This is a genomic window from Mesorhizobium sp. CU3 (assembly GCF_006442965.1).
In the GTDB taxonomy this organism is placed as follows: domain Bacteria; phylum Pseudomonadota; class Alphaproteobacteria; order Rhizobiales; family Rhizobiaceae; genus Mesorhizobium.
Genome location: NZ_VFWX01000002.1, coordinates 237,533 through 258,298 on the forward strand (window position 1 = coordinate 237,533; position 20,766 = coordinate 258,298).

At 62.6% G+C, this 20,766-nt stretch carries 19 protein-coding genes and 2 tRNA genes; 11 read left to right on the forward strand and 10 right to left on the reverse strand.

Annotated features, from left to right (window positions below):
• Positions 1-42: 42 nt before the first annotated feature.
• Positions 43-3,450, reverse strand: a complete 3,408-nt coding sequence (locus tag FJ988_RS04590; protein WP_140815578.1) for a DUF3971 domain-containing protein — start codon at positions 3,448-3,450, stop codon at positions 43-45.
• 94 nt (positions 3,451-3,544) lie between these two features.
• Between FJ988_RS04590 and FJ988_RS04595 the strand changes: the two genes are divergently transcribed.
• Both FJ988_RS04595 and FJ988_RS04600 read left to right on the forward strand, forming a co-directional pair.
• Entirely contained in the window at positions 3,545-4,012 is a 468-nt protein-coding gene (locus tag FJ988_RS04595) for a peroxiredoxin (protein WP_140815579.1), read from the forward strand.
• A gap of 167 nt (positions 4,013-4,179) precedes the next feature.
• On the forward strand, positions 4,180-5,460 hold the full coding sequence (locus FJ988_RS04600; protein WP_140815580.1) for a M23 family metallopeptidase: 1,281 nt from the start codon (positions 4,180-4,182) through the stop codon (positions 5,458-5,460).
• On the opposite strand, the gene FJ988_RS04605 is transcribed toward FJ988_RS04600, so the two are convergent.
• Positions 5,457-6,659, reverse strand: coding sequence for a M20 family metallopeptidase (locus tag FJ988_RS04605; RefSeq protein ID WP_140815581.1), 1,203 nt, complete (start codon positions 6,657-6,659; stop codon positions 5,457-5,459). The genes FJ988_RS04600 and FJ988_RS04605 overlap by 4 nt on opposite strands.
• Positions 6,646-7,824, reverse strand: coding sequence for a M24 family metallopeptidase (locus tag FJ988_RS04610; RefSeq protein WP_140815582.1), 1,179 nt, complete (start codon positions 7,822-7,824; stop codon positions 6,646-6,648). The genes FJ988_RS04605 and FJ988_RS04610 overlap by 14 nt, the downstream gene beginning before the upstream one ends.
• A 314-nt stretch (positions 7,825-8,138) precedes the next feature.
• On the opposite strand from FJ988_RS04610, the gene FJ988_RS04615 reads away from it, so the two are divergent.
• Entirely contained in the window at positions 8,139-8,684 is a 546-nt protein-coding gene (locus FJ988_RS04615; RefSeq protein WP_246688432.1) for a hypothetical protein, read from the forward strand.
• Between the two features lie 123 nt (positions 8,685-8,807).
• Here FJ988_RS04615 and FJ988_RS04620 read toward each other — a convergent pair.
• Positions 8,808-8,883, reverse strand: a tRNA-Val gene (locus tag FJ988_RS04620).
• Between the two features lie 218 nt (positions 8,884-9,101).
• Between FJ988_RS04620 and FJ988_RS04625 the strand changes: the two genes are divergently transcribed.
• The 3 genes from FJ988_RS04625 to FJ988_RS04635 all read left to right on the forward strand — a co-directional run bounded on the left by FJ988_RS04625 (position 9,102) and on the right by FJ988_RS04635 (position 10,200).
• Positions 9,102-9,178, forward strand: a tRNA-Asp gene (locus FJ988_RS04625).
• 392 nt (positions 9,179-9,570) lie between these two features.
• Positions 9,571-9,864 (forward strand): hypothetical protein, encoded by a 294-nt coding sequence (locus tag FJ988_RS04630; protein ID WP_140815583.1) that lies wholly within the window; start codon positions 9,571-9,573, stop codon positions 9,862-9,864.
• A gap of 120 nt (positions 9,865-9,984) precedes the next feature.
• Complete coding sequence (locus tag FJ988_RS04635) at positions 9,985-10,200, forward strand: hypothetical protein (RefSeq protein ID WP_140815584.1); 216 nt, start codon at positions 9,985-9,987, stop codon at positions 10,198-10,200.
• Between the two features lie 668 nt (positions 10,201-10,868).
• On the opposite strand, the gene FJ988_RS04645 is transcribed toward FJ988_RS04635, so the two are convergent.
• A complete protein-coding gene (locus tag FJ988_RS04645; protein ID WP_140815585.1) occupies positions 10,869-11,351 on the reverse strand; it encodes a hypothetical protein in 483 nt (160 codons plus the stop codon).
• A 279-nt stretch (positions 11,352-11,630) separates the two neighbouring features.
• Here FJ988_RS04645 and FJ988_RS04650 point away from each other — a divergent pair, with 279 nt between their 5' ends.
• On the forward strand, positions 11,631-12,521 hold the full coding sequence (locus tag FJ988_RS04650; RefSeq protein WP_140815586.1) for an ankyrin repeat domain-containing protein: 891 nt from the start codon (positions 11,631-11,633) through the stop codon (positions 12,519-12,521).
• A gap of 43 nt (positions 12,522-12,564) precedes the next feature.
• Here FJ988_RS04650 and FJ988_RS04655 read toward each other — a convergent pair whose 3' ends face one another.
• Positions 12,565-13,521 carry a phytanoyl-CoA dioxygenase family protein gene (locus FJ988_RS04655; protein ID WP_140815587.1) on the reverse strand — a complete coding sequence of 319 codons (957 nt, stop codon included), beginning with the start codon at positions 13,519-13,521 and terminating at the stop codon, positions 12,565-12,567.
• 145 nt (positions 13,522-13,666) lie between these two features.
• Between FJ988_RS04655 and FJ988_RS04660 the strand changes: the two genes are divergently transcribed.
• Positions 13,667-14,530: an AraC family transcriptional regulator gene (locus FJ988_RS04660; RefSeq protein ID WP_140815588.1), complete on the forward strand. Its 864-nt coding sequence runs from the start codon at positions 13,667-13,669 to the stop codon at positions 14,528-14,530.
• 69 nt (positions 14,531-14,599) lie between these two features.
• On the forward strand, positions 14,600-14,803 hold the full coding sequence (locus tag FJ988_RS04665; protein ID WP_140815589.1) for a hypothetical protein: 204 nt from the start codon (positions 14,600-14,602) through the stop codon (positions 14,801-14,803).
• An 80-nt stretch (positions 14,804-14,883) separates the two neighbouring features.
• Here FJ988_RS04665 and FJ988_RS31025 read toward each other — a convergent pair whose 3' ends face one another.
• From FJ988_RS31025 to FJ988_RS04680, 4 genes are all read right to left on the reverse strand, one after another.
• On the reverse strand, positions 14,884-14,982 hold the full coding sequence (locus FJ988_RS31025; protein WP_210242745.1) for a putative RiPP precursor: 99 nt from the start codon (positions 14,980-14,982) through the stop codon (positions 14,884-14,886).
• 108 nt (positions 14,983-15,090) lie between these two features.
• The gene (gene rbsK, locus FJ988_RS04670; RefSeq protein WP_140815590.1) at positions 15,091-16,020 is read right to left on the reverse strand and encodes a ribokinase; all 930 of its coding nucleotides are present in this window, start codon (positions 16,018-16,020) and stop codon (positions 15,091-15,093) included.
• 4 nt (positions 16,021-16,024) lie between these two features.
• Positions 16,025-16,477, reverse strand: coding sequence for an RbsD/FucU family protein (locus tag FJ988_RS04675; protein WP_140815591.1), 453 nt, complete (start codon positions 16,475-16,477; stop codon positions 16,025-16,027).
• A gap of 78 nt (positions 16,478-16,555) precedes the next feature.
• Positions 16,556-17,611, reverse strand: a complete 1,056-nt coding sequence (locus FJ988_RS04680; protein ID WP_140815592.1) for an ABC transporter ATP-binding protein — start codon at positions 17,609-17,611, stop codon at positions 16,556-16,558.
• 294 nt (positions 17,612-17,905) lie between these two features.
• Between FJ988_RS04680 and FJ988_RS04685 the strand changes: the two genes are divergently transcribed.
• Positions 17,906-19,570, forward strand: a complete 1,665-nt coding sequence (locus tag FJ988_RS04685; protein WP_140815593.1) for an ABC transporter substrate-binding protein — start codon at positions 17,906-17,908, stop codon at positions 19,568-19,570.
• A 76-nt stretch (positions 19,571-19,646) separates the two neighbouring features.
• A complete protein-coding gene (locus FJ988_RS04690) occupies positions 19,647-20,762 on the forward strand; it encodes a carbohydrate ABC transporter permease (RefSeq protein WP_140815594.1) in 1,116 nt (371 codons plus the stop codon).
• Positions 20,763-20,766: the final 4 nt, after the last annotated feature.

Sequence of the window (20,766 nt, forward strand, 5' to 3'; positions counted from 1 at the left end):
TGGCCGCGATCTTTCCTCGCAGGCCGGCTTTTGTAATCTCGGTCACCTGTACTCGAAGATCGAGCGGAAGATCCCCGGCGCCACCACCGACAGCGGATTGATGTTGAGCGTCGGCTTGTCGGCGTTGCCCTTGAGCCGGTAGGTGACGCCGATAAGGCCGCGGTCGCGGCCATTGCCGAGCAGCGGGCCGAACAGCGGCAATTCGCCAAAAATACGGTTCAGCCCATAGACCGGCATGAAGGTGCCGGTCACGTCCATGTTGTTGTTCTGGTCGTAGAGCACGCCCTGGAAGGTCGTGCCGATGCGCGGGCCGCGCAGCAGGCCGTTGGCCAATTTGAGGTAGCCCGAGCCTTTCTCGATCTCGGCGAAGCCGCGCTCGAACTGCACGCGCGAGGTATCGATATCGGCCTTCACAGCCTCGTTCAGGCTTCGCGTGTCGCCGGCCGGCTTGGTCGACACGATTGAGGCGAGCTTGGGCTCGTTGACGATATAGAAATTGCTGGTGTCGACTTGGCCCCTCATCGGCCCGTCCGCGGCGCCGGAAAGCGCCATGGTGATCGTCCCGCCCTCCATATGCTCATAGACGTTGAGGAAGCGCAGTATAGCGCCGGCGTCGGCTGACTTCACCTTGAGCGAACGGCCGCCTTCGCCGGTTGTGTTGGTGATCGCGATCGCAGCGCCCGAACCCGCCGTCGCGATGACGCTTAGCCCGTTCACGCGCGAGCCGGCGGCGCTGTAGTCGAGCTTGAGGTTGGAGAGTGCCTCGTCGTGGAAACCGGTCAGGGATTTCACATCGGCGCTCACCGAAATCGCGCCGTTGCCGGCGCCTTTGGTGGCGGTGTCGACATCCGACGTAAACTGCTTGATCAGCGAGCGGGCGTCGAGCGCATCGCCGCTGACATCGACGGCGTAGCTCTTGCCGGAGCGTTTCACCGAAACGGCGACGTCATCGCCGCGGTTGAGCGCAACCTTCGAGAAGCGGGCCGACGACAGCGCGCCATTGACCAAGTTCACCTCGCCGTCGATCGAAAAGCTTTTGCCGTCGAGGTCGAAATCCGACAGCGTGGTGGTGCTGCCCGACTTCGTCATGTCGAAGGTGACCTTGGCGGGAATGCCGGCGCCCTTGCTCCACCCGGCCCAGGGAATGTCGAGCTTGGCGCTGGTGAGATCCGCCGAAACCTGCTGGGCGCCCTCGCCGCTCTTGTCGATCGCCACCTTGATGGTGCCGGAAAGCAGGTCCGAGAGCCCAGGCATGCTGGCGTTGCGCGTCTTGTCGTCGAGGATGAGAGAGACCTTGCGGCTGCGCGGCGGCCCGTCATCGGCGAGCGGCTCGACCAGATCGAGCTCGGCCGGAATCCCGTTGAGCTTCGCATCGGCCGAAATCACCGCCTGTTTCGGTGAGACGGTGATCGAGCCGTCGGCCTCGGTCACCGTTTGGTCCTCGAACGGCTTGGCCAACGACAGGTCCTTGTAGTCGAGCGATACCAGCCAATCGAGGGTCGAGGTGTCCATGCCCTTTGTCAGCGGAATCTCCGCCTTTACGTGACCGGTGACGGTGCCGGAAAGGTCTTCCGGCGCCAGACCGACATGGCGCATGGCATTGATGGGCTCGTAGGAGGCAAGCTCGGCGATCGCCGGCGCTTCGCCCGCAACGTCGATGTCGAGCGCGCCGATCACGATCGGCCGGTTCGCATTCTTGATCGTCAGCGTGCCGTCGCTTGCCGCCACTGTGCGGCCGCTGGGCATGTAGACGCTGCCCGAGGACAGGCTGATATCGACATCGTTGCCCTGGAAGACGACGACGCCGACGGCGTCGCGGATCGGCGGGATGCGGCCGGCCGTGTCGAAGCGCGAGCCGTCGATCTGGAAGCGGCCGAACACCTCTTCGCCGGACAGCGGCACGCCGTTGCCCATTCTGCCCGGCGCGACCTGGAATTGCAGATTGGCGTCGGTGACCGTGCCGCCGAACAAGTTATTCAGCACCCAAGCCCGCGCGTTGCGCGCCGAGAACCAGGGCCACAACTGCTTGACATGGGCGACCGGCATGTCGTGGACGTTGAGCGACAGCGATATGCCCGGAGGGCCGTTGTCAATGAATGTGACGCTGGCCGCACCTAGCACTTCCGCCGATCCACCGGAGCGCACGCCGATCTGTTCGGCGACCAGTTTGCGGCTCTTGAGCTGGTAGACGCCGGCGATCCGGGAAACGAAATGCAGCGCCGGCTCCGGCGAGTCGGAGGGCGCCAGCGTGGAATCGTCGCTGGTCAGGTCAAAGCGGTAGGCGGGCTCTTCCCCGGCCACCGACGGCTTCGGCCCGATCGATCCGGCAAAATCGAAACTGGAGCGGCCGCTCGTGATCGACAGCTTGTCGACCGAGATCTTGTTCGACCCGGCCACCAGCGCGACATCGGCGTCGACATCGGCCGGTACCAGGCCACGCTCGTCCAGGGCGAGCATCGATCCCGTGATCGACAGTGAAGCTGCCAGCCGCGACGGCGTGTCGCCGGGCGCCTCCGAGCCGGAAAGCTTCAGTGCAACCGAGCCAAGCTTGCCGCCATCGGCCGCATTGGTTGCGTTGTTTGCGCCGGCGGAGGTTTCACCCTGGGCATTCGCTATCTGAACGCTGGCATCCAGCGAGGCGATCCGCCGTGCCGTCGCATCGCGCGTCGCGGCACCTGTCAGCACGACGCGCCGGCCGTCGACAACGGCGTTGTAGGACAGCTTTATGCCACCTGTTCCCGTCTGGGCCACCGTGGCCGCGGTGACGGTCACATGCTTGACCAAGCCATTGTCCGGCAGCTCGAACTCGACATTGCTGAGCTCGACCTGACGTATGGAATCCTCGCGCACCGCGTCCAGCGCGTCGTTCAGCCCAGCAAAGATTGCGGCGGAGACCTTCTCCGGATCGATCAGGCCGTCCTGATTGCGCAGATTCGCCGCCCAGTCGCCGCCGCCCGACGGCAGCGCGGCCGCCATGATATGGGCATCGGAGAACCGGGCGCTGGTCAGCCTGACGTCGCCCGACAGGAGTGGCAGCAGGCGCATGCCGAAGCGGACCCGGCCCATATCGGCCATCGGCTTGCCGTCAGCGCTTTTCAGGCTGACGTCATCCACTTGCAAGGCAACGAAGCTCGAGCCGTCCAAGGTCAGGCGCGCCGGTCCGAGGGCTACACGGACATCGACGCCGGCCAGTTTCTCGATCGCCGTCTCGGCCTCGGTGCGCAACCGTTCGGTGCCGATCCCCGAAGCGCCGATCACATAGACGGCTACCGCCGCGAGCAGCACCAGTGCGCAAAGTCCGGCGAACACGCGGCCAAGCATGCGGAAGCGCCGCCGCACGGCCGCCCGCCCAAGCGGCGGCACGCTGCACGCTGAAGGAAGCGCGGCCAGGTCGGTGATCTCGTCACGCCTGAACCTGATCTTCTCGTGCTGCGGTTCTTCCTGATCCAAGCAATGTTCCGTTGTGACGAACTCGTCGTGGACGAATCCCCGCCTGACGTTATATCGATGCTTTCTCGCGTGTAACCGCAAAGAAGGCCTCGATATGGCTGACCTCGACATCGGCGACGTTGCGCCGCAATTCGATCTTCCGCGCGACGGTGGCGGCTCGCTGAGCCTCGCCGCGTTCCGGGGCAAGCCCGTTGTACTCTACTTTTACCCTCAGGACGACACCACAAGCTGTACCAACGAGGCGATCGGGTTCTCGCAACTGAAACCGGAGTTCGAAAAGGCAGGCGCCGTGGTGATCGGGCTGTCGCCCGACAGCATCAAGAAGCACGACAAGTTCAAGCAGAAATACGATCTCACCGTCGATCTCGTTGCCGACGAGGAGCGCAAGGTCATCGAGGCCTACCATCTGTGGGTCGAGAAGACGATGTATGGCCGCAAGTATATGGGTGTCGAGCGCGCCACCTTCCTGATCGGCAAGGACGGCCGCATCGCCCGGATCTGGCGCCAGGTCCGCGTCAAAGGTCATGCCGAAGAGGTCCTGGTAGCAGCCCGCGCCCTCTGAGCTACCGGCAACCGCGGCCTTTCGACCACTGCCGCCTTCCGACCACCACAACCCGCCACCCGTCATGCGGGAAGAGATTAAGCCAGGCTCGCGCCAGGCAAGGCTTTGTTAACCCTAATAATGTGTAATCGGGCTTGTCGTCGGTGTCGTAACGAAAGCTTGGTCCCGTGAACCCAACCGGTCAGTCAGCGGTCTTCGGCAGGCGCAAGGAACCCCATACCGTCATCATCGCCCGCGGCAATGAAATCCGCCATTTTACCATCCGGCCATGGCTTGCCGCGCTGATCGGATCGGCGCTTGCCGCGACCGCCATCGGTTATCTGCTCGCCACCTCCTATCTGGTGCTGCGCGACGATCTGATCGGCGCCACGACGGCCAGGCAGGCGCGCATGCAGCAGGCCTATGAGGACCGCATCTCGGCCCTTCGCGCCCAGGTCGACCGCATCACCAGCCGCCAGCTTCTCGACCAGCAGTTGATGGAAACCAAGGTCAGCGAGCTGCTGGCAAGACAAACCCAGCTCAGCGAGCGCCACGGCCGGCTCGGCCCGATCCTCGAACGCGCCGAGAACGAGGTCGGTGACGCGCCCGCGACGAGTGCTGCGACGCCCAAGGCGGCCGAGAGTCCAGAGATCACGGGCAGCATCTCGCAGGCGCCGACCTATTCCGTCGCATCCTTGAGCGACGGCGACACCAGACCTTTCTCGCTGTGGTCGACAAGGTCCGATCCGCTCGATGGCGAGACGGCGGCCGACCGCGCGGACAAGCTCTTCGTGTCGATCAACGCGTCGCTCAAATCCATTGAAAACCAACAGCTTTCACGCATCACAACACTCGCCGACAGCGCCTACAAGAATGCCGACGCCATCGCGCAGGCCCTGGAAGCTGCGGGCCTGCCTGTCGACAGCGAGTTCGGCAAGAGCGATGTCGGCGGCCCGCTAGTCCCGCTCGACCCGTCGCAACTCTTCGACAGCAAGGTCAAGGAACTAGACGAAGCGCTGGACGCGCTCGACGAGGTCAAGAAGGAGGCGCGCAAGCTGCCGCTGACCAACCCCGCTCCTGGACATACGGTGACCAGCCCGTTCGGAGTGCGAACCGATCCGATCCTCGGCACCGCTGCCCTGCACACGGGCATGGACTTCAGGGCGCCGATCGGCATGCCGGCCAAGGTCACGGCCGCCGGCGTGGTGACGAGGGCCGGCTGGGCCGGCGGCTATGGCCGCATGGTCGAGGTCGATCATGGCAACGGCTTTGCCACACGCTACGGACACCTGAGCGAGATCGACGTCGTCGTGGGCCAGAAGCTTGCCGCCGGCGACGTGATCGGCAAAACCGGCTCGAGCGGCCGTTCGACCGGCCCGCACCTCCACTACGAAGTGCGCCATGATGGCGAAGCGATCGATCCGCTGCGCTTCCTGACCGTCGGCAAGAAGGTCGCGCAGTACCTTTAGCGCTGCCCTGCCAGGAACAACGTCGCTGCCGAAACCAAAGTCAGAACGCCATTCTTCAAGGCCGCTTCGTCGACGCGAAACCTCGCGTGATGCAGCGGATAGACCGAGCCGGCTTCTTCATTGCGGATGCCGAGCCGGAAATAGACCGACGGAATTTTCTCGCTGTAATAGGCAAAATCGTCGGCGATGCTCCATCCGGGCATGTTGAGCGCATTCTCCGCGCCGATGCTGGCCTTGGCGCCGGCAAGGACCAGCTCGGCCATCTCGGCATCGTTGACGACGCCGGGCTCGCCCCGATGGATGTCGACCTTCACCTTCGCGCCATGGCTGGCCGCAAGGCCGTCCAGCACCTCGCGAAGCCGGCGCCAGGCGCGCTCGCGGGTTGCGTCATTGCCACTGCGGATAGTGCCCTTCAAGGCGACTTTGCCGGCCGTGACATTATAGGCATTGCCGCCATTGATGGCGGTCACTGAAACGACCAGCGGATCATAGGGATCAGTCTCGCGCGAGACGATCTTCTGCAATTCGCCCACCATCGAGCAGGCGGCGGTCAACGCGTCGATGCCTTCATAAGGCTTTGCCGCATGCGCGGCAGAACCAGTAACCAGCACATCGAACGTGTCGCAGGCCAGCGTGTAAGGGCCGGAACCGACGGCGACCTTGCCGGACGGCGTATAAGGATCGACATGGACACAGAGCGCGGCGTCGACATCGTCGAGCAGCCCCTCCGCCACCACCCGCTTGCCGCCTGACGGCTCGTCCTCCTCGGCTGGCTGGAAGATGAGGCGGACTGTCCCGCCGAAGCTTTCGCGCATTCGGTGCAGATGCGTGGCCACTGCAAAGCCCATCGCGGCATGAGCGTCGTGGCCGCAGGCATGCATCACGCCGGGATTGACCGACGCGAAGTCAACGCCGGACTCCTCCTCGATCGGCAAAGCGTCGATATCAGCGCGGATGGCGATCTTGCGGTTCGACGGCCGGCCAGTGCCGACAATATCGACGGCAAGACCGTAACCGGCGACGTCGCGGATATTCTCGATCCCCTGTCCGGCCAGCATCTCCCGCAGATAACTCTGCGTTCCTGCTTCGCGGTTCGAGAGTTCCGGATTGCGATGCAGATGGCGGCGGGCCTCGATCATCCGCTCGAGAATTCCGGCATCGATCTCGCTTGCTGGCCAGGACCGGTCAGGATTTGACATGGATGTCCCGCGGAAACTTAGTCAACGTCTCGTTGCCGGTCTCGGTCACCAGGATGGTCTCGCTGACCTCGATGCCCCAGCCGTCCATCCACATGCCGAGAATGGAGTGAAGGACGTTGCCGGGCTGCAGCACAGTCTTGTCGCCGGGCCTGAGGCTGATCGTGTGCTCGCCCCAGTCCGGCGGATAGGCAACGCCGATCGAATAGCCGATGCGCGATTCCTTCTTCAGTCCGTGACGCTCTATGACTTTGCGCCAGGCGGCTTCGACCGCTTCCGCGGTGACGCCCGGCCGTATGGTATCGAGCACCGCATCCATGCCTTCGATCACCGCCTTTGCCGTGTCCGCGACACGCGTCGGCGTCTTGCCAAGTTGCATGGTTCGGGCGAGGCCGGCGGCATAGCGGCGGCAGACGCCGGCCAGTTCGAGAGCAATGGTCTCGTCCTTCCCGAACCGCCTGTCGCTCCACATGATGTGCGGGGCTGAAGCGTTTTCGCCGCCAAGGATGGTCGGCGGCAGCGCCGTGATGTCTCCGGCGAAATCCGGGCTGCCCGCGATCTGCGCCGCCTGGATGGCGGCGATGGCATCGCATTCGCGCACGCCCGGCGCGATGACCTCATAGGCGCGCGCGACCGCCGCTTCCGCCAGTTTCGAGGCCTTGCGCAGATAAGCGATCTCCGGCGCTGACTTTGTCGCGCGGATCCAGTTCACAATGAGATCGGCGTCATGCCATTTGGCGTTGGGCAGCCCGGCGGCGAGCCGCGCATGCGCCTTGGGCGAGAGATAATAGGCTTCGAGCTCGATGCCGATCTGGCGGCTGCCCCAGCCCTTGGCGGCGATCCAGGCCGCGATCCAGTCCATGGGATGCCGGTCGGCGCGCTGGACGTGGTCCTCCGGGAAGCCGACCACGTTTTCCGGCTTCATCCAGGCCGTCAGCAGGCCGCCGGCCGCATCCATGGCCCGGCCGATCCAGACCGGCTCGGCATCCTCGATCGGGACCAGAACCACCTGCGGCGTGTAGAACGACCAGCCGTCATAGCCGGTGATATAGTGCTGGTTGGCGACGTCGTTGACGACCAGGAGTTCGATGCCGCGCCTGGCCATCTCGGCGCGGATCTTCGCAAGCCGCTGCTGATACTCTTCGCGCGCGAAAGGCAGTTCGATCATCGTTTCCCCTTGCCGGATCGGCCTGGCAGGGGATGAGCTTCAGCTTCCCTGCTCTCCACCATTGCGGTTGTTTTGACCGGCCGGCAATCGGCCAGCATGATGCACAGGCAAGGCCCAAACACCTAGTCCGAAACGCCGGGCGTTCGTTGCCGGAGGCGGGTCAAACCCGAACCGGATGGCCAGACGGCGCCGCCTGGTGCTCTGCGCTCAAGAATCCGGCCATGATAGTGTCCCGACAGGCAACCAAGCCATTCATCGCGCATTTATCCGACCTGCGATAGCATCGAAGCGTGAATCAAATAGGGAGACAAATCGTGTTAAAAACTTTTCATGTCTCGATCCGAGCGGCACTGGCCTTCCTATGCCTGGCCGGGCTGGTCGTAACGGCCTCCGTCCTTTTCCCCGCCGCCGCCTCGGCGCAGCAGTTGCAGCGATGCGCCGATGAAGGCGGCATATGCCGCCTGCGCTATCCCGCCGAGGTGGTCTTCGGCGCGCGAGGCCAAATGACATCCCGCTTCTTCGACCGGCCCGCCGTACCCTGCTCGAACCGCGTATTCGGCGATCCGGCGCCCGGCCGCAAGAAGGCCTGCTACATCGTCAGGCGCGGCGGGGGCCAGGACTATGGCGACAACGACGACAATTACGGCGACGACTACGGCTCGCGCCCGGATCGCAGCGAATGGGTCGCTTGCGCGAGGGAGAGGGAATTCTGCGATTTCCGTGGCCGCGCGCTGGTCAGATACGGCGCACGTGGCCAGTACACGCAGGGCGTCTTCAGGAACGGCGTCCGCTGCAACAACGACGCCTTCGGCGAGGATCCCGCTCCTGGCCAGCGCAAGCGTTGCTATGTCAGGCAGTAGACAGGCTACGAGGGGCGGTCATCCGATCGCCCCTTTGTTTCCCGATTATCTGACCCGGGGTTGCCCCCGCGGATTCGGGTCAACCACCTGAGTCTCTGCGGATTTCTGTGATGGCCTGAAAACTGGTGGGCGATGACGGGCTCGAACCGCCGACATCTTCGGTGTAAACGAAGCGCTCTACCAACTGAGCTAATCGCCCGCCTGAGCGCGGACCTTTAAGCAGTTAGCACCGTATTCGCAAGGCCAAATGAACGCCTGGCAAGGCCGTCGCCGGGCGGATTTCCCTGAGCCCGGCGCCGCTGTCAAAAAACCTTCTCCTGTTTGCTGTTATGCTGCAATGCCGCGCTTGACACCCGGTAACGAACCCCTTATCCAGCGCCCCAACGACGAACACGCCTGACACGTGCTCGTCAGTGCGCGGGTGTAGCTCAGTCGGTTAGAGTGCCGGCCTGTCACGCCGGAGGTCGCGGGTTCGAGCCCCGTCACTCGCGCCATTAACTTTCTGCAAATATTATCTTTTTGGTGGTTCTCCAAAGGAAAGCTGGAGAGCGGTCGAACCATGTAAGCTAGGGGAACATGACGAAGCAGAGCACATCACCGATCGTCTGATTGAGATGCGGTGGCGGCGCGATTGCGAGACTTTGCTGCACCTCGTAGGTGATCTGCCTGATAGAGTGAGCCTGCATGAACAAGGATGGCGGCGCGCATGTCGATCCTCACCTGGATGTAAGCTTCGAAGGACGGGAGCGGGATCGGGTGGGTCGTTTCGGGTTTCAGCAAACATGCAGATGGGAGCTTTATCCCTGACGTGAAGCCAACCCCACGCGTTGGCCAGGGAACTTACATCGCCGCGTCGCGTTTTCGGCCTTAATCCAGGGGCCGACAAATGGATCCGTCAACGGCAGCAGTAATGGTTTTGCTCAATTGCAACCAAGCCACATCGCATTGCCAACCGAGCAGAACTGAACCGGTGGTGTATTCGTCGATCGCTGACTGCCATGAAGCGCTTCGGGCCAGACTGGCGACATGGCCGCACGGCGAAATGGTCGGTCGCTGCAAGCAGGTCGACACTACCGCAACAGGTTCGGTGCCGGAAGGCTACAAGGCGGTGCAGGTCACGCGCGGCATTGGCGACGGCGCTAACACGACCACGTATTTCGTTCTGAAGTCCGGAGACTGACAGCCCGGCCGATGGACAAGATGTCGAGTTTCGGCAAGGTGCGGCACGCACTTCCTTTATATTAGCAACGTCGTATATTGAGAATTGCGCATTTCGCGCGCGTATAAAGGGGGTGAATTCATGCTTTCTCGTAAATCACTGAAGATGGCATTTTTGGCTGGTATGTCGCTTTTTCTGACCGAGGCCGTATCCGCAAAGGATGCCTACAAAACGCCGTGCAGAGCGGATGCCAAACGCATATGCCACATGGACAATGACGTGAAGGCGCAAGGATGTCTGAAGCAGCATCTCAGCGAATTGACGCCCGCTTGCAAGGCATTCATAAGCAAGCAGTGAGTGCCGACCACCTGCTTTAATGCATGTCGCCCAAAAGTGATCTCGGTTTTGGGAGAACGACATGCATAAAAACAAGGAGCTAAAGCGCGTCGCCTGACTCCGTTTCAACGCGACGCGCTTTAGTGCGGTTTTCTCTGTCCCGACAGATGGGCCCGGCCACATAGCAGCCGGGCCATCGTTTTGCGGGCGGAACCGTTTATTGCAGTGTTATATAAGGATCGATCGCCTGGATGTCGGATGGTGGGTTGTCTGGGCTGTAGCCAAGGTGCCGGTACTGCCAATCGTTGCGCAGGCGATAAGTCAGATGCTCATGGGCGGTACTTACTAGGACGTACCATGTGGGGGTCGCTTCTCCATCTTTTTGCCGGCTCATCGAATGCTAGGAAAGGCCTATGGTCGCTGCCAGCCGGCGCCCGCCACCTATCCCGCCGGTCAGGCCCGGTTCCTGGCGCCCCCGCTAGGCCGGGCCGATGCTGGGCGATTTGTGTCAGAGCAAGCCCTGTGCCCACCGCCCCATTCACGGCAGCGGTGGGCGCCCCGTTGTGAAGGGCATACCCGGGAATAGTGCGGCCACCCCGGCTACATTAGGACACTTGCAAATTCTGTGCCGCGGATAAATTCCCGATTTCACACAGACATAGAGGCAAGGCGTCCAGCCCTTCTGCGGATCAGGCGTGTGAATTGCAGGTTCCGATCGTCACGCCCGGCGGACTATTCAAGATCGATGCTGCCCGCTCGGAACTGCCCCAATCGCAAACACCCAAAGGTTCAATGGCTCTACATCCAGTGGCCAGCTTGAACGCAGCACCGCCTTCCCCGATGGTCGTGAAAAAGGGAGCTAAGTGGAGATGCGAGGGCTTCTTGGAATAATCATACTGGTCATCACGACCGTGGGCGCCGTGGCAGACGATGGGGCGCAGGAGGCATACGATGGATGTCTCAGCGCCGGATTTGAGAAATTCAAGGGCCTCTGCGAGCCGGCGGACCTGATTGGCAGGGCTGTCGTTTTCGAGTGTAGGCCACAACTCAATACCTTGATGAAGGCACTTTCGCGCCTTGACCCTGTCGATAGACAGGACATCGCCGACAAACGCGAGAACGAAAAAGTGGACGAAATTCTCACTCGTGTATTGGAATACAGGCTGGCGCATCCTTGCAAATGACCCCGCTATCCCACGTCGGATAGAGAATCTCTGGCGGCCGATGGGCTAATGCCCGGGCCGAATTAGCACGCCCCGCACTCTATTCCTTGGCCAACATATAAGAATGTGCTAAAATATCTTCCGTGCAGGAGCGTGTGTCGCGATACGCGCTAGCCTCCTCGCTTTCCAGGCAGTCGGTCGGCCACGTGATGGCACGCCGGCCAAGGCTAAACCTGTCGATGATGCCGGCCCGCCACGAGAAGTCGCAAACGCATCAGGGAGGACAGGATGATCAAGTGGGTTGTGGGAGCTTCCTGCGTTCTTTGGCTTTTCGCCCTGCCCGCTCACGCAAGCGACTTGGGTGATCTTGTAAAGCAAGGCGACGTCGCGGGTGTGACTTCCGCCTTGGACAAGGGCGCGGCCATCAACGAGATTGACGGGGTGACGGCGCTCTACATCGCTTGCGAAAGCGGAAACGGCGAGCTGGCAAAACTGCTGGTCGATCGGGGGGCGGATGTGAACCTGCTCGTCAGTTGGCAAAGAACGCCACTCTACGCCGCCAACAAAGGTGGGCACGCCGAGATCGTGAAGCTGTTGCTCGACAATGGGGCCGATCCCAATCAGATCGCGAAATCGCAAACTCCGTTGCACGTGGCTGCCGAGAAAGGCTGCCTCCCCTGCGTCGTCCATCTCGTGGACGCTGGAGCAGACGTCAACGCAATGACATCGAATGGAAATCCTCCCATCCATCTGGCCAAGCTCAGTGGCCACGAAGACGTCGTCGCCTACCTGCGCGCTCACGGCGCCGGACGACCGGCCATCGCGCCGATTTCGGCACGACTTGCATCGGCAAGCGCTGCGACTGGCAAAGGAATATTCGACGGAACGTGCGGCACCTGTCACCTTTCAGCGCCGCACCTCAATATCCCCAAAAAGGTCAATCTGTGGGGCGTCGTAGGGCGGCCGAAGGCTTCACAAAGCGATGTCCCCTATTCGTCGGCTCTGAAGGAAGCCGGTGGCGTATGGGGCTTTGAAGACCTCAATGCCTTTATCTCCAACCCGGCATTCGCTTTGCCCGGAACAGATATGATTTTCCCGGGTATGCAGGACGAGAAGCAGCGGGCAGACGTCATCGCCTACCTGCGGACCTTGAGCGACACACCGTTGCCGCTTCCCTAAAATTGAACGGCGGGACCTGCCCCGCCGTTCCGATCTCCCAACCTCAGTTGTTCCAGCTTACAAGCCCAAGCAGCCTCTCGCCCAGCGGCGTCAGCTTCGCCGTCTCGGCGTGATTCTTCTCCCAGCCGCGCGGATCGCCGGCAAAGCCGGCGCGCTGCGGCGCTTCGCGCTCGCGCCAGGAGCGGATGCGCGCCTCGCGCTCGACGAGGTTTGTCTCGTCGGCCGGGAACATCGAGATGTACTGCGCCATCCGTACCTTGTCGTCCGATCTGTTCGGCGCCACGCCATGCGCCAACAGCGAGTTGAAGATCATCAGATCGCCGGGGAACAGCTCGAGCTTCTCGATCCTGTCCTCCAGCCCGTTCATATCCGGGTGATGCGGGTCGCGGTCGGCAGGCTGGGTCTTCACCCACTCGTCAAAGTGCTCGAACAGGTAGGGCACGCATTGGAAGCCGCCTATGTCGCCGCCATCCTGATGCACCAGAGATAGAACGCCCTGGACCGAGATCGGCTTGGGCTCCAGCGAGGTGTCGGCATCCCAATGGATGAAGCCGGGCGAGGCACGCTTGCCCTTGTTCGGCGTGTTGAGGTTGGCGCGGTCGATGGCGACCCAGAGATCCTCGATGTCCCAGATGTCGACGAACGCGTCATAGACGCGGCGCGCCATGCGGTTGTCCCACAGGAACTGGTGGTTGTAGATCTCCACCATGCCGGCATTGTTGATCTCCTTCAGCGCATAGTCGCGCCGCTGGTTGACATCCCAGCTCGCCGGATCATTGGGATCCTTCTCCTCGAATTGCCAAAGCAGCGCCTTGAGCCGCTCGACATTCTCCGCCGGCACCGCATTGCGCACGATGACGAACCCACGCTTCTGCCAGTGCCGGAAATCCGCTTCCGACAGCACCCGCAAGGGCAGCGTCTTCTTGATCTTCGACAATTGCGTCGTCGCGCGGCTGGATGTCGGGTGGTCGTCCTTGGTGATGTCTTTTGCATGCGCCATCGGTTTCCTCCTCGTTTTTTGCCTTGTTGGAGTTGAGGCTAACCGAACGTCAGGCACGCATGTTGTCCCTGACAGGCCAGAAATGATACTATTCTGGCGTCAGCTGTAGCCGTGACGCCGTTCAAGGCCGCTCGGGAGCTAAGGTGTGAAGCCATATCTGGAGAAGGTCACCGTCGCCGACGATGCGTCCTGGTCCATGGTGCGCGTTCCGCGCAATCCGACCATTCCCTTCGAATGGCATCATCATCCGGAATACGAACTGACGCTCACCTCGAACTCCCGCGGCCGCCGCTTCATCGGCGATAATGTCGGCAGCTATGACGACGGCGACTTGGTGCTGCTCGGGCCCAACCTGCCGCATACCTGGTCGTCATCGAGCAAGATCGATGACGATAAACCCCATCTGGTCATGGTCATCTGGTTCAGGCCGGAATGGGCGCGCGGGTTGATTGGCCTGCTCACCGAATTGCGGTCGGTCGGCGCAATGCTCGACCGATCGGCGCGCGGACTGAAATTCTCGCCCAGCGCTGCCGAGCGCGTCAGGGCAAAGATCGAAGCGATCTTCGACAAGCCGCCGGCGGACCGGCTCCTTGACCTCATGTCCACCCTGCTGACGCTAGCCGAAGACAGCGAGGCCGAACCGTTGACCGCGCCCGCCCGTTCGCCGGCTTCCGCGCTCGCTGCGAGCGGATCGCGCATCGATCGCGTGCTCGACCACCTGCACGCGCATTACACGGAGGATCTCCGGATTGATCAGCTCGCGCGCATTGCTGCGCTCAGCCCGTCGGGCCTGCACCGCATGTTCACCCGCCAGACACGGCTGACGCTGATCGAATATGTGACTCGCCTGCGTATCGGCGAGGCCTGCGCCCGCCTGGCCGACGAGGATCGGCCCATTGCGCACATCGCCGAGATGGTCGGCTATCGCTCGCTCGCCAATTTCGGACGCCAATTCAAGGCTTTGAAAGGCCTGACGCCGCGCGAATACCGCAACAGGTTCGCCGCCTAAGCCCGAACCCGGGAACCATTTCCTTCCTTGTCCCGTTCAACCCACGGGCGAAAGAGACGGAGAATTGAGATGGCTGTGAGATGCCGTATTTCCATTGACGACGCGAGGGATGTGGACGAGCTCGCCTTCCAGGAATTGCCCCGCGTCGGCGAAAGCGTGTCGATGCCGGTGGAAGGATCCAACCAGGACCTTCGCGTTCTGCGCGTCGTCCACATGCCGGGCACCGAACAGGGTGCGACTACGATGCTGGAGCTGACCAGCAGGATTCTCTAACGCCTACCTAACCGCATTCCTTCAAAGAAAAACCCGCCTCGCCGCAGGCGGGTTTTTCGATTCGAGCGCTCGGCCGGCTGCTATTCGCTCAACACGACCCCGGAAGCCGAGATCTGCGCCGTGCGCTCGGTAAGCTTCCCGCGCCTCGCCAGTGCAGGCTTTTCATAGGCTTTCTTCATCTCGCCGCTCCGTATTCGAACTGCCCCGTCTTAGGCTCAAGACAAGGAACGCACCCGCTGCAGTTGCGTTCCGCAGCGGTGAGCGGCGTTGGATCCTCAAGACGTCCTTCAGGCGCTTGCCAGCAGCGCCTCCACCTCCTGCAACGTCGGCATGGAAGGCGCCGTGCCGGGACGTGTCACGGAAATGCCGGCGACGGCGCAGGCGAAGCGCACCGCCTCCAGCGGCTCGACGCCTTTTGCCAGCGCGGCGGCCAGTCCGCCGTTAAAGGCATCGCCGGCCCCGGTGGTTTCCACGACAGCGCCGGCATTGACGGCGCCGACATGCTCGGAGCGGGCCTTGGTATGGAGCAGCGCGCCCTTCTCGCCGAGTGTGACGATGACCGCGCCGACGCCCTTGGCCAAAAGCGCGTCGGCGGCGCGGCGCGCGTCATCGACCGTCGACACTTTTATGCCGGTCAGCCCTTCGGCCTCGGTCTCGTTCGGCGTGACATAGTCGCAGAGCGTATAGATGCGATCCGGCAGGCTTGCTGCCGGCGCCGGGTTGAGGATGGTGGTCACCCCTGCCCCGCGCGCGATCTCGAGCGCTTTCAAAGCCGCATCGATCGGCTGTTCGAGTTGGGTTACGAAGACGCCGGCCGAGCGGATCAGGCCGGCATGCGCCTCGATGTCGGCGGGCGAGATCAGCATCGCAGCGCCCGGGCTGACGATGATGGCGTTGTTGCCGCTGCCTTCTTCGACGAAGATATAGGCGGCGCCCGTATAGCTGTCGGGCGTGTCGATGACGGCGCTTTTGACGCCCGCCGCCGCCCATGTCTGCTTGGCCATGTCGGCGAACGCATCGACGCCGAGCCTGGTGAGGAAGGTGGTATCGGCACCGAGCTTGCCGGCCGCCACCGCCTGGTTCGAGCCCTTGCCGCCCGGCCCGAGCTTGAAGGAATTGCCGAGGATGGTCTCGCCCATTCGCGGCTGCCGGTCCGCGCGATAGGCCGTGTCGGCGACGAAAACACCAAGAATAACAACAGGTTTGCCGGCGGCCATGATCTTACTCCGCATCCGGCGGCACGACGCCCTTGCGGAAGGCGAAGCAGCCATAGAAACGGCGCTCGCCGGTCTGGATGACGCAGTAGGCCTTCTTGGAACGTTCGTAGAAAGCGTAGCGCTCGATCGAGATCATCGGCCAGGGCTTGCCCTCGGCGGCGTCGATCTCCTTTTGCACTTCCTTCTGCACCGCCGGGATCTCGTTCGGCTTGCCGACGATCTCCATGCGCGCGGCGGCATCGTTCACGAAGGTGTCGAGCGGATAAAGCGACAGCACCGCCTTCACCACCTCGGCCGCCGAGGCGTCGATGCGCAGCAACTTGCCGTGCACGGTCTGCCTGGCCACCGAATCGGACGGGAAATTGGTGTCGGCGATAATCAGGTCATCGCCATGGCCCATTGCCCGCAGCGCCTGGAGCACATCGGCGTTGAGCAGCGGATTGATCCCTTTGAGCATGGTTCCCTCTTGGAAGTCTGTTTGGTGTCTGGAGTAATTCCAGGTGCGAGCGGTTTTCCGTCCGGAGTTGCGTAAACTCTAAAGACGCTTGCCGGTGCCAGCGTCGAAAAGGTGGACCTGGTCGAGCCGCGGCTTCAGCTTCAGCGTATCGCCCGGCTTGACGTCGTGGCGTTCGCGGAACAGCGCCACCATCTCGCCTTCGCCGAAGCGCAGGAACACCAGGGTTTCCGATCCGGTCGGCTCGACCACCGAAACCGTGGCGGCAATGCCGTCGGGATGGATTTCCAGATGCTCCGGACGCACGCCATAGACGACGGCCTGGCCGTCCGCGGCAGCGGTTCCGGCCGGCATCGGAAATGCCGTGCCGGCAATGTCGACAACGTTGTCGCCCTTCCTCACTGTGCCCTTGAGCAGGTTCATGGCCGGCGAACCGATAAAGCCGGCGACGAACAAATTGGCGGGCCGGTCGAACAGCTCGAGCGGCGCGCCGACCTGCTCGATGCGGCCGTCGCGCATCACCACGATCTTGTCGGCCATGGTCATGGCCTCGATCTGATCGTGCGTGACATAGATGGTGGTGGTTTTCAGCCGCTGGTGCAGTTCCTTGATCTCGGTGCGCATCTGCACGCGCAGCTTGGCGTCGAGATTGGAGAGCGGCTCGTCGAACAAAAACACCTGCGGGTTGCGCACGATGGCGCGGCCCATGGCGACGCGCTGACGCTGGCCGCCCGAAAGCTGGCGTGGATAGCGCTTGAGATAGGGCGCGAGGTCGAGGATGTCGGCGGCGCGCTTGACCCGCTCGGCGACCACAGCCGGATCGGTGCCGCGCAGCTTCAGCGCGAAAGCCATATTCTGCTCCACCGTCTTGTGCGGATAGAGCGCATAGTTCTGGAACACCATGGCGATGTCGCGCTTTGCCGGCGGCAGATTGTTGACGACGCGCTCGCCGATCGCGATCGTGCCGCCGGAAACGGTCTCCAGCCCGGCCACCATCCTGAGCAGCGTGGACTTGCCGCAGCCCGACGGACCGACCAGCACGACGAACTGGCCATCGGCGATATCGATGCTGACCTCATGCAGGACCTTGACGGTTCCGAATGCCTTGGCCACACTGTTGATCGCGACTTGAGCCATCGTCTCCCCTTATTATCGTTTGCGGTGAAGCTAGCCATTGCGAACGGCAAGGGCAAGTCGGTATATTATAGATAAAAACCCATTCGTGTTGACAAGGTAATCGATTACGCGAATAGTGGCGAGTGCCAATCCGAGAGCAGGCCTGTTATCCTGAAATCGGAACTCCGGCGACGCAGGGTGGGGTCCCACGTCCCCGTATGATCGAGGAGAACCGCTGACGTTCCGACGTCCGAGAGATTGGCGTTTTCAATTCTAAACTGGTCAATTCACGACTGTTCTGGGAGGAACCTGTAGATGAGAGTCGATCTGTACGAAAAACTGATGCGCGCCGGTGCCAACCGCCGCGAACTGCTGAAGGGCGCTGCCTCGATGGCAGCACTTGCCGCCGCGTCCGGCGCCGGGCTCGGCGCGCTCACCAAGCCGGCCGCCGCCGACGACGCCTTGCGCGCGAAGATCCTGCAGATTCCGGGCGTCGGCAAAGGCCAGCCCACCGATGCCGACTTCCAGAAGGTCGGCGAGCTCTGCCTCGAGGCGACCAAGGCCAATGTCAAGGAAGGCGAGTTCGCCGGCGTCGAGCTCACCTTCATGGGCCTCAACAACCAGAACCTGCACAACGTGCTGTTCCGCGGCTTCCTGAAGCCTTGGGAGGCCTATACGGGCGCCAAGATCAGTTGGATCGACCTCGCCCAGGCCGACTACAATGCCCGCCTGCAGCAGTCGATCGCCACCGGCACCGTCGACTTCGACATCATCGAGATGGGCGCACCCTTCGAGGGCGATGTCTGCGGCAAGGGCCTGACCTCGGAAATGCCCGACTGGGTCAAGAAGCAGATCGACTTCGACGATCTCGTCAACTACCTCAAGCCGCCGGTCGGCACCTGGGACGGCAAGCAGTATCGCGTCACCATCGACGGCGACACGCATAACTTCAACTACCGCACCGACGTCTTCGCCGATGCCGACCTCGCCAAGCAGTGGAAGGACAGCGGCGCCACCACCGAATGGGGCGTGCCGAAGACCTGGCAGGAAGTGCAGGCTGTCACCAAGTTCCTCAAGGGCAAGAAGTTCAAGGGCCAGGACGTCTATGGCTATCTCGACGCGCCCAAGCCCTGGGGCGGTTTCGGCTTTTATTTCCTCGGCAGCCGCGCCACCGCCTATGCCAAGCATCCCGACGACAAGGCCTGGCTGTTCGACGCCGACACGATGAAGCCGCGCGTCAACAATCCGGCCTGGGTGCGCGCCATCCAGGACGTCATCGACGCCCTGCCCTCCGAGCCCGCCGACCAGATCAACGCCGATCCGAACACGACTGCCTTCCAGCAGTTCCTGGCCGGCACCGGATCGATGATCCCCTGGTGGGGCGACGTCGGCTCGAACGTCAAGACCAATGACTCGTCGGTGATCGGCGACGTCACCGGCTTCTCGATCCTGCCGGGCTCCGACGACGTCTACAACTCCAAGACCGGCCAGTGGGAAAAGCTCGCCAGCGGCCCGAACTATTCGCCGAACTGCGCCTATCTCGGTTGGGGCGTCTATGTCATGGCCCGTGTCGATAGCGACGAGAAGAAGAAGAAGGCGGCATGGTCCGCTGCCGCCCATCTCGGCGGCAAGGACTTGTCGATCTGGACGGCGATGTATCCGTCGGGCTTCCAGCCCTACCGCAACTCCCACTTCAACATTCCCGAGTGGGTGGCGGCCGGCTATGACGAGGCCTTCATCACCTCCTACCTCAAGTCGGAAGGCGACAGCTACAACCATCCGAACGCCGCGATCGAGCCGCGTATCCCCGGCATCTTCCAGTACTACTCCGCCGCCGAGGATATCCTGGCCAACACCTTCGCCGGCAAGATGAAGGCGCAGGAAGGCGCCGACGCCATCGCCGCCGCCTGGGAGAAGCTGACCGACCAGATCGGTCGCGAAAAGCAGGTCAAGCTCTACAAAGCCTCGCTCGGCATGTAAGCTGTCTGAACCCAAGTCGCGGCCCGGCGACGCCTCGTCGCCGGGCCGCATGTTTATCCTGCAAGAGGCGAGAGGCGTGGCTGAACAGACTTCGACCGCGAACGCATGGGCGGCAAATCCGGCCGACTTGATCCCTCCCGGCCGCAAACGCCTCGGCTGGGGCCTGCTGGCCGCCGCCACGCTTGTCCTTCTGGCCGTCATCGTCGTGCAGATCCTCTACAAGACCGAGATGTCGACGGTCGGTTTCGACACCTGGCGCCCGGTGATCTACGCCTACATTCTGTGGGGTATCGCGCTCGGCGCCTGGCAGGTGCTGACGCGCGGCGAGGAGGGGCAGCGCGCGCTTTTCCTCTTGCCGGCGCTGCTCTTCACCATTGCCATGGTGATCTTCCCGACGCTGTTCGGGTTCTACATCGCGCTGACCGACTGGAACCTCAGCTCCTTCGCCGGGCGCAGGTTCAACGGCCTCGACAATTTCCGGCAGATGCTGGCCGATCCCTATTACCGCAACGCGCTGTTCAACATGGTGCTCTACGTGCTGGCGGTGCTGGTCGAATACGTCATCGCCTTCGGCCTGGCGCTGCTGCTCAACGCGCAGATCCGCGCCCGCAAATTCTTCCGCGTCGTCTTCCTTTTACCGCTGATGCTTTCGCCGGTCGCCGTCTCCTGGATGGTCGGCAAGTCGCTGATGGAATACCGCTTCGGCCCGGCGGCAACGCTGGCGCGCCATCTCGGCTGGGACAATCCCGCCTTCTTCTCCGACCCGATCACCGCCCGCATCTCGATCATGGTGCTCGACGCCTGGACCTTCATCCCGTTCATGATGATCATGCTGCTTGCCGGCCTACAGGCGATGTCGCGCGAGGTGCTGGAAGCCGCGCGCGTCGACGGCGCCACCGCATGGCAGACCTTCTGGCAGGTCACGTTCCCGCTGATGCTGCCGGTGTCGGTGACGGCGGTGATCCTGCGCATCATCTTCAAGCTGAAGCTTGCCGACATCATAATCACGCTGACCTCGGGTGGCCCCGGCGGCGCCACCGACTCCGTGTCGAGCTTCATCTATCGTGAGTACCGCGACCGCTCGAATGTCGGCTACGGCACCATGCTCGCCATGGCCTATCTCGTCATCATCGTCGTGTTCGTGACCTGGCTGCTGAAATTCGCCAGTCGCTTCGTGCGCAACGTCAACTGAGCGG